Here is a 12,792-nt window from a genome sequence, read left to right on the forward strand (position 1 = left end):
TTAGCGATTAATAACGTACGCAGACCGATTTGGTCTCGCACCAGTCATCCAGCCAGTCCGGGCCGAAGTCACGCCCGGTGCCGGACTGCTTCATGCCGCCGAACGGCAGGTTGGCATCAATAAGCGTATGGCTGTTGACCCATACCGTGCCCGCCTGCAGGCGTTCGGTGTAGCTCAGTGCCTGAGTCAAATCGCCGGTCCAGACGCTGGCGGTTAAACCAAAATCGCTGTCGTTGGCGAGGCGCAGCGCTTCTTCACCATCGGCAACGCGCACCAGATTCACCACCGGCCCGAAGACCTCCTCGCGGCTCAGACGCAGCCCGGCATCCGGGTTAATCACCAGAGTTGGCGCAATGTAGTAGCCCTGGCTATCCGGCCCAAGCTGTCCGCTGATCAGTTCGGCATTGTGCTGGCGGGCATCATCAAGATAGGCCGCCACTTTGGCGCAGTGTGCCTTCGAAACCACCGGGTTAATGTGGGTGGTTTCCAGCATTCCAGGCCCGACCTGCAGCGATTTCACCGCCTGCTCAAATCCGCTCACCAGCGTATCGAACAGCGGCGCTTCAATGTAGATCCGCGAGCTGGCGGCGCACACCTGGCCCTGGTTGAGGAAGCTCCCGGTCATCAGCCCCTCAATCACCCATTCCGGGTTGGCATCTTTGAGGACGATCGCCGGGTTTTTGCCACCCAGCTCCAGCGTCACCCGGGTCAGGCGATCGGCAGCCACCCGCGCAATATGCTTGCCCGTGGCGGTGGAGCCGGTAAAGCTCACCTTCGCCACCTGCGGATGCGCCGTTAACGCCGCCCCGCACTCGCTTCCGCTGCCGGTCACCACGTTAAACACCCCGTCCGGGATCCCGGCTTCGGTCGCCAGTTCGGCAACGCGCAACAGGGTTAGCGGGGTCGTTTCCGACGGCTTAATCACGATTGAACAGCCGGCCGCCAGCGCCGGCATCACCTTCCACATGCCGATCATCAGCGGGAAGTTCCACGGGACGATCCCGGCGACAACCCCAACCGGCTCCTTCTTCGTCCACGCCTGGTAACGTGCCCCCTGCGGGAACGGAATCGACACATCGAGCGTACGTCCGCTGATTTTGGTCGTCAGCCCGGCGGTATAGCGCATCCAGTTGAGCGTGCAGCCCACTTCAAAAGCGCGGGAAATATTGATGGATTTGCCTTGTTCCAGGGTTTCGAGCTGCGCCAGCTCTTCGCCATGTTGCTCAACCAGGTCGGCAAAACGCAGCAGGATCCGCTCACGATCGGCAGGGGTACGCCCCGCCCAGCTGCGGGCAACAAATGCCCGCCAGGCCGACATCACCGCACGATCGACATCAGCGGCATTGGCATCCGCCGTGCTGGCAATGGCCTGACCGGTGGCCGGGTTCCAGACGGTGAGCCGCTGTTCGCTTTGCGATTGCTGCTGGCTACCATCGATATACAAACCATGCTGTCGGTCTAAAAACTGCTGTACGCTGGCGAGCAGCGCAACCTGTGCTGTGGACATATCGCTTCCTTATTCCTCTCGGGTCGTGAATTGAGTCTACGACGAGGTTGCCATCCGCGCTTTTTTCTCTGTGACATTCGTTTGTGCCGCTGTGACAGGCACCGCAATTAAGCATTTTGCGTACCCAGAAGTGTGCCGCAGGTAATAGTTCTTTCATATACTCCGGCTCCCGCTCTTGTATGCCGCAACGTAAATGCAACAATGCAGAAACATTGTATCGATAAGAGAATCATTATGGCGACGGCGGAGCACGGACAGGATTACCAACGCTGGTTGGCGAAAATCAACCAGGTCTGCGGCCATTTTGCCGCCCGTCCGCTGGAGGGGAACTTTCACGGCGAGATTGACGCCAGCTACGCGGGGAACCTGAAAGTCAGCACCGTCACCGCCTGCGGGGTCAATTTGTTCCGCACCCGCAACGAGATCAAGCGCAGCAACGACGACTGGTTTTATACCGTTTTCCAGCTCGCCGGCCAGGCGGCCATTGAGCAGGACGATCGCCAGGTGATGCTGGAAGCCGGCGATATCACGCTGATTGACGCCTCCCGCCCCTGCTCTATCTTCTGGCAGCAGACCTCGCGCCAGGCCTCGCTGCTGCTGCCCCGGCAGCTGATCGAACACCAGCTGCGCGGCAGCGAAATCAGCATTGCCTCGCGCCTGCAAAAATCGCTGCCGATGGTTCAGCTCAGCCAGCGCCTGCTGCAGGAAAGCATGAACAGCCCGGAGCTGTCGGACAGCGAAAGTGAAGCGGCGCTCGAGGCCATCGTCTGTCTGCTGCGCCCAATGCTGCACCAGCAGGAAGCCCAGCCGTCTCGCCGGGAGAAGCAGTTCCAGAGAATTATTGAGTTAATCGATGCGTCGATTCAGGCAGAACATCTGCGCCCGGAATGGCTGGCGAACGAAACCGGGATGTCATTGCGCAGCCTGTACCGACTGTTTGCCGACAAGGGACTGGTGGTCGCTCAGTATATTAAGAACCGCCGGCTCGACCTCTGCGCCCGGGCGCTGCGCAGCGCCCATGACGATGAGAAGCTGGCGGGGATTGGCTACAGCTGGGGATTCAGCGACCACAGCCACTTCTCCACCGCGTTCAAGCAGCGTTTTGGCGTGTCGCCGGGGGAATACCGCAAGCGCTGCCGCTAATTATTTGCGTAGCCATTTGCCGTTCAGCCCCTGGACATACTCCCCAGGCTGCGCCCGGTTGACCAGCTTCTGCCCGGCCATTTTGGCCACTTCATCCACCGGCAGATTATTTTCATCCGCCAGTTGCTGGTAGCTTTCACTGCGCGCCGTATTGATCCGTGCGACCAGCGCCAGAGTTTCCTGATCCTGCCGCAATGGCGCCAGATAGCCCTTCAGCGTTTCGCCGACCCGCCCCTGTTCCCGGGCTTCGCTCAGCGTCAGAGCCAGCGCCGGCGTACTGAGGAGAACCAGCGTCAGCGCCGCGATTTTCAGTCGTTTTCTCATCGCCACCTCAGAATAGATCGCTGCGCGACTTCAGTAACGCTTCAACATCCTTATCCACTTTGATATGAATCTCGTGCTCAATTTTGACATTCATATTGATGGTGATCGGCTCCTTTGATGCCGCGATTTCAATGCGCGGCGTACAGCCCGCCAGCAGCATCGGCACCAGCACCGCCGTTAGCAATTTCATCATTGTTGTTCCTTACACTTTTTACTGTCCGTACAGCTGCGCACTGGGAGCACGGCATTCTGCTCAAACCATGCCTGTAAATTGTCGCCAAAACGTAAACTGCGCCACAGGTCAAAAATATTCTCCTGATGAGAATAGTTTAAATGCACCGTATTACTCTGATCCCCAACACGGCTGGTGCCGCTGATGGTCGCTTTCAGAGTTAACATCCCGAGATTATCGAGGTCGATGCGCGTCCATGAGCGGGAGATCTCCATATAGCGCAGCCAGTTGATTGCCGCGCCGGCGGAGATATTATCGTTCACCATCGCGTCCGCCATGTCCTTATCGAGTCGAAGCGTCATCGGGCCGGGGTTGCCGAGCCAGCCATCTTTGATGATCCATTTTTCGTTATTCAGCCACAGCGGCAGCGCCCCGTTAAAGGCGCCGGACATGGCAAATTGTTTGATATTGACCGCGCTCACCAGCTCGCTGCTGGAGATATGCTGTAGCCGCAGCAGCGCCGGATCATGCTGCGGCATCCGTAACTGCTGCATGGTCACCTGGCCCCCGAGGATATCCATGCTGACGTTGCTCAGCTGCAGCGGCTGGTTTTCGCTCCACGGCCAGGCACCCTGCAGATCGGCAGTCAGGTTTTTCGCCGTCACCTGGTTGACAATCTCGCCGATGCGCAGCGAAACCGGTCGGCGGGTCCCCAGTTGCCAGATCCCCTCGCTAAAGCGGAAGGGCAGAACAAAATCGACGCCGTTGATTTGGTTGTCCGGCATCCAGGCGCTGCCGCCTTTTAACACGCCGTGCCCCCCGGCTTCGAATCCCTGCCCGGCTGCCGCCGAGAAAGCCACCTGCGCGTACAGCATTCCTTCACGCAGGTTCATTTTCCACTCCGGCGGCACCAGCGGCTGAAACACGGTCAGAGACTGTTTCGGCCACCATGCCTGGCCGCGCAGACGTTCGCCATCCCAGCGCCCGATGACCCGAACCGGACCGATTTTGTTGGCATGAAGCGCGCCGTTAAACTGAAACCAGGTCGGGTCGCGGCCATCAATGGTGAATTTTAAGGTTGAGGGTGGCAGCACGCTGCCGTGACTAAAGCTGGTGGTCCCCGCATCCAGCGACAGCGCGCCGGTCAGTTTCGGGTGCTGCTCATTACGCAACCAGTGGATCGGCTGATCCAGCGTCAGGCGCGGCGCACTCACCAGCATGGTGCCATATTGCAGTTTATCGAACCCCGTCGACAGGCTGTTCAGGACGATCGAACTGTCTACCCATGCCCCCGCCCCTTTGACGTCCCACCGCGCCTGCATCGGGGTGAAGTGACCGTCGCCCCAGTAACGCCATTGCCAGCGACCGCTGTCAGGCAAAAAGTTATCGGCCTGGCCGTCAAGGTGCAGCGTGAAGTCACCCATCTGCTGTTCATGGGCGCGCAGTATCGCCTGCAGGCGACCGTCCACGCCCTGCTGGGTCACCTTGACTCCCGCCAGCGGCAGACGGACTTCATCAATATTCAATGAATCAACCACCCGTCCGCGGGAACGCAGCAGTGCACCAGGGTTGAAGGCCAGGGCCGGGGCGGTCAGCGGGCCGCTGAGCCTAGCCGGCAGTACCGCATAAACAATCAGATCCCCCAGCTTTGCCTCACCGGTCAGCTGCAGCGGCATGTCGCTGTTGTCCATGCTCAGTTTGCCGGGGCCGATATTCAGCACAGCGTTGCCTTTACCGGCTTTCCCCTGGGTCAGGACGTTGAGCCGACCGCTCACCTCCATCTGCTCAGTGCCTTCCTGCCAGTTGCCCACCGACAGCGCCAGACGGCCACTTAATGGATAGCCAGCGTATTCGGTGCTCCAGCGACCATCGCTGATGGCAATGCGTTCGGGGGTCACTTCCCACGGGAGATCGAGTATCGGCTGCACTTCGCCGCGTGGCGTTACCACCAGCTGACCGCGGTTTTTCTGCCACTCCAGCTCGGCGTCAACCAGCCCGCCGGTTTGCGGAAATTCAAAGGTGGTCAGCAGGTGGCCATCGACCGGCAGGCCGTCCGGGACCAGCGGCATATGAAATTCGCCGGCCAGTTTCACCGGCGGTTGCTCGTCGACCAGCTGGGCGGAAAAATGGCTGACGGTGAGCGCCTGCCCGCGCAGGCGCGCCTGCAAGGTCAGCTCTTTGCCGCTATAGCCAATATCCTGCTGCTGCGGGGTCAACGACATCACCAATCGCCCCTGCCACTTTTCCCATGGCGAGAGGCGCAGGTTTTCAATGGTCAGCCAGCTGTAAGGCAGCATCGACTGCCACTCCGCCAGGGTCCGTGGCGCGCCTACCGTCGGTTCACTGTCGGGCAGTTTACTCAGACAGGCGCTATTGATATCAAGTTCGTCGAGGTGCAGCCGCCAGCGGCTGGGATGAGAAAGTTGGGCATTGGTGATCCGGGCCAGCTCACAATCGCCGACCAGATAGCGTAATTCGGGAATGCGTAAAGCAGAACGCGTCAGTCGCGGGCTGTCGGAAAACGCAATGCGGGTGCCCTCTGGCAGCCAGATCCCTGCAAGCGTTGGCACCCAATGGGTAAGCGTCGACAACATGGCCAGCGGTAACAGAATAAGAGCTAACAATAGCGCGATGGCGGCTTTATATTTACCCTTCATGGGCAGTAATATCCTGATTAAACAAAAGTAAAAGCCGAAAGATGTGCATATTGTGGCACGTTCGACTAGTGAGTTAAAGGCTCTATCCAGTCTAAGGATAGTTGGTTCGGCATCATCATCACCGTGAATTTATGCCTTTCGCCTGTTAAGCCGCCATTTAATCGGCCCCTGTCACACTCGAGGTATTCGTTCCCGACGCCGGTGGATCCCGTGGATTTTTTTGTTTTGCTTATTGAACACGCCCAGCGCCACTATTCATGGTTGCTGATCGTGGTGTTTCTGCTGACCCTGAGTAAATCCTGCGCCCTGATTTCGCTGCTGGTGCCGGGCACCTCCGGATTGTTGTTGCTCGGCCCGCTGGCCTCCGGCAGTCTTAACCATTTCTTATTAATGTGGCTCAGTGCGAGCCTTGGGGCAATCGGCGGATTCTGGCTCTCCTGGTGGCTGGGACGGCGCAACCGGCATCGCCTGACGAACATACGCTGGCTGCGCGGCCAGCGGCTGGCCCGCAGCCTGGTGTTTCTGCAACGCCACGGGGCGTGGGCGGTGTTTTTTGGCCGCTTTCTCTCGCCGTTTCGTGCCACTCTTCCGCTGGCCAGCGGCGCCAGCGGCACCGCGTTCTGGCCATTTCAACTGGCCAACGTCAGTTCCGGACTGCTGTGGCCGCTGATGCTGCTGGCCCCCGGGGCGTTTAGCCTCAGTTTTTGGTAAAACACATTGTGTTTTAAAGAGATACCTCAACACCGCGATATGCTCTAGAATTATCTGTATCACCGTTAAGGCAAACTTATTTTTAATATTTGTATGATTATTTTAAATATGCTACCGTGCCGGTATAATCACTGGAGAAAAGTCTTATGAAAATCGCTGTGTATAGTACAAAGCAGTACGATAAAAAGTACCTTCAGCATGTTAATGATGCATATGGCTTTGAACTCGAATTTTTCGACTTTCTGTTAACCGAAAAAACGGCGAAAACCGCCAACGGCTGTGAAGCTGTGTGCATCTTCGTCAACGATGACGGAAGCCGCCCGGTGCTGGAAGAGTTAAAATCGCACGGCGTGAAGTACATCGCCCTGCGCTGCGCTGGTTTCAACAACGTCGACCTCGAGGCGGCGAAAGAGTTGGGTCTGCGCGTTGTGCGCGTACCGGCCTACTCGCCGGAAGCCGTCGCCGAGCATGCCATCGGCATGATGATGTCGTTGAACCGTCGCATTCACCGCGCCTACCAGCGTACTCGTGATGCCAACTTCTCCCTCGAAGGGTTAACCGGCTTTACCATGCACGGTAAAACCGCCGGGGTGATCGGTACCGGGAAAATTGGCGTGGCTACGCTGCGGATTCTGAAAGGCTTTGGCATGCGCCTGCTGGCGTTTGATCCCTATCCGAGCGCAGCGGCGCTGGACCTCGGGGTAGAGTACGTCGACCTGCCGACGCTGTACGCGCAGTCTGATGTGATCTCCCTGCACTGCCCGCTGACCGATGAGAACTATCATCTGCTGAACCATGCGGCGTTCGACCAGATGAAAGATGGCGTGATGGTGATCAACACCAGTCGCGGCGCGTTGATTGATTCTCAGGCGGCGATTGATGCCCTGAAACACCAGAAAATTGGCGCTTTGGGGATGGACGTGTATGAGAACGAGCGCGATTTGTTCTTTGAAGACAAATCCAACGACGTGATTCAGGATGACGTATTCCGTCGCCTCTCCGCCTGCCACAACGTGTTGTTCACCGGGCACCAGGCGTTCCTGACCGCTGAAGCGCTGATCAGTATTTCGCAAACCACGCTGGATAACCTGCGCCAGGTGGATGCCGGCGAAACCTGCCCGAACGCACTGGTCTGATTTCTTTTTCCTTTTGTGCCCTCCTGTCATGGGGGGCACTTTCAGATAACCCCCACAGAAAAAGTCCGCAGTAAAGTTAACAATCGCTTATGCCATTCATCGTTCAGGTTGCCCCGGCGTTGGCCGCATCCGTTAACCTCAGTCGCTTACCTGAGTAAGCTCAATGGGGATTGATGGCCCTGCCGCCTGCAAGCGGCTCGAATAATGTTGGCTAAATCGGATAAACGTCATTAATGATTTGGGGGAGTAATGAATAAGTTTGCTGTACTGCTGGCGACGGGAATGTTGTTATCGGGATGTGTGTATAACAGCAAGGTATCAACGGGCGCCGAGCAACTTCAGCACCACCGCTTTGTGTTGACCAGCGTCAACGGCCAGGCGCTGAACACACAAGGAAAGCCGCTGGAACTGAGTTTTGGCGAAAATATGTATGTCTCAGGCAATATGTGTAACGGCTTTAGCGGCAAAGGCAGCATCAGCGGCGGCGAGCTGAAGGTCAAAGCGCTGGCAATGACCCGTATGCTGTGCAGCGATCCGCAGCGCAATACGCTGGATCATACGCTGAGCACCATGCTACGCGACGGCGCGCAGGTCGACCTGACGGAAAATCAGCTGACGCTGGCCACCGCCGATCAAACGCTGGTCTATAAACTCGCGGATCTGGTGAATTAGTAGTTCCCGCAGCTGCCGCCCGCTAACGCTTGCTCGCTGCAACGCTTACCGTTGGGTAATGCGCACATCCCAATCGCTGAACCATCAAGCTGCCGTGCCACCGATAATGAGCCGCCAATCATCGCGCAGTTCGCCTGCCCGGTGCTGCTCATTGCGGCACGCATGCCAGGCGGCACGTGTGCCGCTGTCGCCTGTTGAACCGGTTCACTACTACAGGCCGACAATAATAACGCGGCACACCCCACTAAAAACGCAGCTCGCATCGATTTCCCCTCAGCAATATCTAAAAATAAGCAAACCCAAGAATAATAGGCAGCGCAGCCGTGAACGTCGAGAGGCGAAATACGTATTTATGCGCCCCATTAACATTTTTTAGCAAAATATCTGGCGTAACCTTGATCCCAACCGGGTTTGTCATGTCGCCAGGCGCCTGAACCCCCTCACCGCTCAACACTATCGCTGCGATCATGCCCCTCGGATGAACCGGTTGGCCACGACAAGTCCGGTTTAAGATCATAGCGATAACCTCAGCGCTCCCTGCCGCTGCGCTTGTTTTTCATGGATCAATTTGTGCACTCGAAAGCCTCATAACTTCAAGGGTATAGATAATGCTCTTATACTAACGACTATAATTACAGGACCTGTGGCTGTTTGTCGGGTCCCTTCTTTTGCGCAATGTTAGGGTGTCTTCTTATGATTACTATCGACGGTAATGGCGCGGCCGCTTCAGTCGCGTTTCGCACCAGTGAGGTTATCGCCATCTACCCGATTACGCCCAGTTCAACCATGGCGGAACAGGCGGATGCCTGGGCGGGAAACGGGCTAAAAAACGTATGGGGTGACGTACCTCGGGTGGTGGAGATGCAGTCGGAAGCCGGGGCCATCGGGGCCGTACACGGTGCGCTGCAAACCGGTGCCCTGTCGACCTCGTTTACCTCATCGCAGGGCTTACTGCTGATGATCCCGACGCTGTACAAACTGGCCGGGCAACTGATGCCGTTTGTTCTGCACGTCGCCGCCCGTACCGTGGCGACCCACGCGCTTTCTATCTTCGGTGACCATTCGGACGTGATGGCCGTGCGCCAGACCGGCTGCGCTATGCTGTGCGCCAGCAGCGTGCAGGAAGCGCAGGACTTTGCGCTGATCTCCCATATTGCGACCCTGAAAAGTCGGGTACCGTTTATTCACTTCTTCGATGGTTTTCGGACCTCGCACGAAATCAACAAAATCATCCCGCTGGCGGATGACACCGTGCGTAGCCTGCTGCCGCAGGCCGACATCGACGCCCACCGTCTGCGCGCGCTGAATCCTGAACACCCGGTGATCCGTGGGACTTCGGCAAACCCGGATACCTATTTCCAGTCGCGCGAAGCGACCAACCCGTGGTACGACGCGGTCTATGACCATGTCGAAACGGCGATGGATGATTTCGCCAGCGCCACCGGACGCCAGTACAAGCCATTTGAGTTCTACGGCCATCCGCAGGCGGAACGAGTGATTGTGATCATGGGCTCGGCCATCGGCACCTGCGAAGAGGTGGTGGACGAACTGCTCAGCCGGGGTGAAAAAGTGGGGGTTCTGAAAGTGCGCCTCTATCGCCCCTTCTCCGCCGCGCATCTGCTGGCGGTGCTGCCGGAGAGCGCCCGCGCCATCGCGGTGCTGGATCGCACCAAGGAGCCGGGTGCCCAGGCAGAACCACTGTATCTCGATGTGATGAGTGCGTTGGCGGAAGCCTTTAACCGCGGCGAGCGCGAAACGCTGCCACGGACCATCGGCGGGCGCTATGGCCTGTCCTCGAAAGAGTTCGGTCCGGACTGCGTGCTGGCTATTTTCAATGAGTTGAATGAAGCCCGCCCTAAACCGCGTTTTACCGTCGGCATTTATGATGATGTGACCAACCTTTCTCTGCCGTTGGTTGAGAACACTTTGCCGTCGCACGCCAAGCTCGAGGCGCTGTTTTATGGCCTTGGCAGCGACGGGAGCGTGTCGGCCACCAAAAACAATATTAAGATCATCGGTAACTCCACTCCGTGGTTCTCGCAGGGCTATTTCGTCTATGACTCGAAAAAAGCCGGGGGACTGACGGTCTCGCACCTGCGGGTGAGTGAAAAACCGATTCGCTCCTCCTATCTGATCTCCCAGGCCGATTTTGTCGGCTGCCATCAGCTGCAGTTTATTGATAAGTATCAGATGGTGGAAAGGCTCAAACCCGGCGGCATCTTCCTGCTCAATACACCCTATGCGGTAGATGAAGCCTGGTCACGCCTGCCACAGGAAGTCCAGGCGGCGCTAAACCAGAAGAAAGCTCACTTCTATATTATCAACGCGGCGAAGATTGCCCGCGATTGCAGCCTGGGCGCGCGCATCAACACCGTGATGCAGATGGCGTTTTTCCACTTAACGCACATTCTGCCTGGCGACAGCGCATTGAGCGAGCTGCAGGGAGCAATCGCCAAAAGCTACAGCAGCAAAGGTCAGGAGCTGGTTGAGCGTAACTGGCAGGCGCTGGCGCTGGCCCGCGAGTCGCTGGCTGAAGTGCCATTACAGCCGGTCGATGCCACCAGCCCGAACCGGCCGCCGGTAGTTTCTGACGCCGCACCGGACTTCGTTAAAACCGTTACCGCCGCCATGCTGGCCGGACTTGGCGATGCGCTTCCGGTGTCCGCGCTGCCGCCGGACGGAACCTGGCCGATGGGCACAACCCGCTGGGAAAAACGCAATATCGCCGAAGCGATCCCTATCTGGAAAGAGTCGCTTTGCACCCAGTGCAACCACTGCGTAGCGGCCTGCCCGCATTCGGCAATCCGCGCCAAAGTGGTTTCCCCGGAAGCGATGGCTGATGCCCCTGCCAGCCTGCACTCCCTTGACGTGAAATCCCGCGATATGCGTGGACAGAAATATGTGTTGCAGGTCGCGCCGGAAGATTGCACCGGCTGTAATCTGTGCGTGGAAGTGTGCCCGGCGAAAGACCGTCAGGATCCGCAGGTCAAGGCCATTAACATGATGTCGCGCCTTGAACACGTCGAAGAAGAAAAAGTCAATTACGACTACTTCCTCGACCTGCCGGAAATTGACCGTAGCAAACTGGAACGCATTGATATTCGCACCTCGCAGCTGATCAGCCCGCTGTTTGAATACTCCGGGGCCTGCTCCGGCTGCGGCGAAACGCCGTATATTAAGCTGCTGACCCAGCTGTACGGCGACCGGATGCTGATTGCTAACGCCACCGGCTGTTCGTCGATTTATGGCGGCAACCTGCCTTCGACCCCCTACACCACCGACGCCAACGGTCGCGGCCCGGCGTGGGCAAACTCGTTATTTGAAGATAACGCCGAATTCGGTCTCGGTTTCCGGCTCTCTGTCGATCAGCATCGCCAGCGGGTAATGCGCCTGCTGACGCAGTTTGCCGATAAGTTCCCGGCGGAGCTGAACGAGGAGCTACAGGCGGAGGCTACCCCAGAACAGCGCCGTGAGCAGGTTGCAGCGCTACGTCTGGCGCTGGCTAACGTTGAGGGCGCCCAGGAGCTGCTCACCGATGCCGACGCGCTGGTGGAGAAATCCATCTGGCTTATCGGCGGCGATGGCTGGGCCTATGACATTGGTTTCGGCGGGCTTGACCACGTGCTCAGTCTGACCGAAAACGTCAATATTCTGGTCCTCGATACCCAGTGTTACTCCAACACCGGCGGCCAGGCATCGAAAGCGACACCGCTTGGGGCGGTTACCAAGTTCGGTGAGCATGGCAAGCGTAAAGCGCGCAAGGATCTTGGCGTCAGCATGATGATGTACGGGCATGTTTATGTGGCACAAATCTCGTTAGGCGCGCAGTTCAATCAGACGGTGAAAGCGATTCAGGAGGCGGAGGCCTACCCCGGTCCGTCGCTGATCATCGCCTACAGCCCATGTGAAGAACACGGCTACGATCTGGCCCTGAGTCACGACCAGATGCGGCAGCTCACCGCCACTGGCTTCTGGCCGCTGTACCGCTTTGACCCACGTCGTGAGGATGAAGGCAAACTGCCGCTGGCGCTGGACTCACGCCCGCCGTCAGATGCGCTGGCAGAAACGCTGCTGAATGAGCAGCGCTTCCGTCGCCTCAACGCCCAGCAGCCGGAGGTGGCAGAGCAGCTATGGAAAGATGCGGCGGCGGATCTGCAAAAACGCTATGACTTCCTGGCACAAATGGCCGGCAAGGCGGAGAAGACGGGCAGTGAAAGTTAAGATAACCGTCGCGTAATCCCATTAAGAAAAAAGCCCGAATATCCATTCGGGCTTGTCACCTTCACCACCAAAAATATCGTACTTAAATAAAAGGCAGTCATAATTAACAGCAGCGACTAAAAGGCATCTAACACCTAGACAATACGCCATAAATCCAGTTGTGTATAATTTTTATTTCATATATATCAACATGATGAATTCATATCATTCATCATAACGCCAATTCACAGCTTCATTTAAATACGTCTT

Annotated in this window: 10 protein-coding genes; 5 read left to right on the plus strand and 5 right to left on the minus strand. The window is 57.5% G+C overall.

What is annotated here, in order from left to right:
* Window positions 1-7: 7 nt before the first annotated feature.
* On the minus strand, window positions 8-1,507 hold the full coding sequence (locus ACMYSP_RS01410; RefSeq protein ID WP_434585132.1) for an aldehyde dehydrogenase family protein: 1,500 nt from the start codon (window positions 1,505-1,507) through the stop codon (window positions 8-10).
* 231 nt (window positions 1,508-1,738) lie between these two features.
* Here ACMYSP_RS01410 and feaR point away from each other — a divergent pair, with 231 nt between their 5' ends.
* A complete protein-coding gene (feaR, locus tag ACMYSP_RS01415) occupies window positions 1,739-2,650 on the plus strand; it encodes a transcriptional regulator FeaR (RefSeq protein WP_370462485.1) in 912 nt (303 codons plus the stop codon).
* Here the strand turns inward: feaR and ACMYSP_RS01420 are convergent, their stop codons facing one another.
* The 3 genes from ACMYSP_RS01420 to ACMYSP_RS01430 are packed head-to-tail and all read right to left on the minus strand — an operon-like array spanning window position 2,651 to window position 5,803.
* Window positions 2,651-2,974 carry a YdbL family protein gene (locus tag ACMYSP_RS01420; protein ID WP_123754098.1) on the minus strand — a complete coding sequence of 108 codons (324 nt, stop codon included), beginning with the start codon at window positions 2,972-2,974 and terminating at the stop codon, window positions 2,651-2,653.
* Between the two features lie 7 nt (window positions 2,975-2,981).
* Window positions 2,982-3,167, minus strand: coding sequence for a YnbE family lipoprotein (locus ACMYSP_RS01425; protein WP_123754097.1), 186 nt, complete (start codon window positions 3,165-3,167; stop codon window positions 2,982-2,984).
* Window positions 3,164-5,803 (minus strand): YdbH family protein, encoded by a 2,640-nt coding sequence (locus ACMYSP_RS01430; RefSeq protein ID WP_434585134.1) that lies wholly within the window; start codon window positions 5,801-5,803, stop codon window positions 3,164-3,166. Before ACMYSP_RS01430 ends, ACMYSP_RS01425 begins: the two co-directional genes overlap by 4 nt.
* A 210-nt stretch (window positions 5,804-6,013) precedes the next feature.
* Here ACMYSP_RS01430 and ACMYSP_RS01435 point away from each other — a divergent pair, with 210 nt between their 5' ends.
* The 3 genes from ACMYSP_RS01435 (at window position 6,014) to hslJ (ending at window position 8,322) form a co-directional block, all read left to right on the plus strand.
* Complete coding sequence (locus ACMYSP_RS01435) at window positions 6,014-6,514, plus strand: DedA family protein (protein WP_434585136.1); 501 nt, start codon at window positions 6,014-6,016, stop codon at window positions 6,512-6,514.
* Between the two features lie 146 nt (window positions 6,515-6,660).
* The gene (locus tag ACMYSP_RS01440) at window positions 6,661-7,650 is read left to right on the plus strand and encodes a 2-hydroxyacid dehydrogenase (RefSeq protein ID WP_434585139.1); all 990 of its coding nucleotides are present in this window, start codon (window positions 6,661-6,663) and stop codon (window positions 7,648-7,650) included.
* Between the two features lie 249 nt (window positions 7,651-7,899).
* Window positions 7,900-8,322, plus strand: coding sequence for a heat shock protein HslJ (hslJ, locus tag ACMYSP_RS01445; RefSeq protein ID WP_434585141.1), 423 nt, complete (start codon window positions 7,900-7,902; stop codon window positions 8,320-8,322).
* Here the strand turns inward: hslJ and ACMYSP_RS01450 are convergent.
* The gene (locus ACMYSP_RS01450; RefSeq protein ID WP_123754092.1) at window positions 8,319-8,585 is read right to left on the minus strand and encodes a putative hemolysin; all 267 of its coding nucleotides are present in this window, start codon (window positions 8,583-8,585) and stop codon (window positions 8,319-8,321) included. The genes hslJ and ACMYSP_RS01450 overlap by 4 nt on opposite strands.
* Before the next feature lie 430 nt (window positions 8,586-9,015).
* Between ACMYSP_RS01450 and nifJ the strand changes: the two genes are divergently transcribed.
* Window positions 9,016-12,543, plus strand: a complete 3,528-nt coding sequence (nifJ, locus tag ACMYSP_RS01455) for a pyruvate:ferredoxin (flavodoxin) oxidoreductase (RefSeq protein ID WP_434585143.1) — start codon at window positions 9,016-9,018, stop codon at window positions 12,541-12,543.
* Window positions 12,544-12,792 lie beyond the last annotated feature (249 nt).

Source organism: Klebsiella sp. R390 (assembly GCF_051131745.1).
In the GTDB taxonomy this organism is placed as follows: domain Bacteria; phylum Pseudomonadota; class Gammaproteobacteria; order Enterobacterales; family Enterobacteriaceae; genus Klebsiella.

Excerpts from the sequence above, each read along its gene's own strand:
- ACMYSP_RS01410 (WP_434585132.1), bottom strand. The coding sequence starts at position 1,507 with ATGTCCACAGCACAGGTTGCGCTGCTCGCCAGCGTACAGCAGTTTTTA.
- ACMYSP_RS01420 (WP_123754098.1), bottom strand. The coding sequence starts at position 2,974 with ATGAGAAAACGACTGAAAATCGCGGCGCTGACGCTGGTTCTCCTCAGT.
- ACMYSP_RS01425 (WP_123754097.1), bottom strand. The coding sequence starts at position 3,167 with ATGATGAAATTGCTAACGGCGGTGCTGGTGCCGATGCTGCTGGCGGGC.
- ACMYSP_RS01430 (WP_434585134.1), bottom strand. The coding sequence starts at position 5,803 with ATGAAGGGTAAATATAAAGCCGCCATCGCGCTATTGTTAGCTCTTATT.
- ACMYSP_RS01440 (WP_434585139.1), top strand. The coding sequence starts at position 6,661 with ATGAAAATCGCTGTGTATAGTACAAAGCAGTACGATAAAAAGTACCTT.
- hslJ (WP_434585141.1), top strand. The coding sequence starts at position 7,900 with ATGAATAAGTTTGCTGTACTGCTGGCGACGGGAATGTTGTTATCGGGA.
- ACMYSP_RS01450 (WP_123754092.1), bottom strand. The coding sequence starts at position 8,585 with ATGCGAGCTGCGTTTTTAGTGGGGTGTGCCGCGTTATTATTGTCGGCC.
- nifJ (WP_434585143.1), top strand. The coding sequence starts at position 9,016 with ATGATTACTATCGACGGTAATGGCGCGGCCGCTTCAGTCGCGTTTCGC.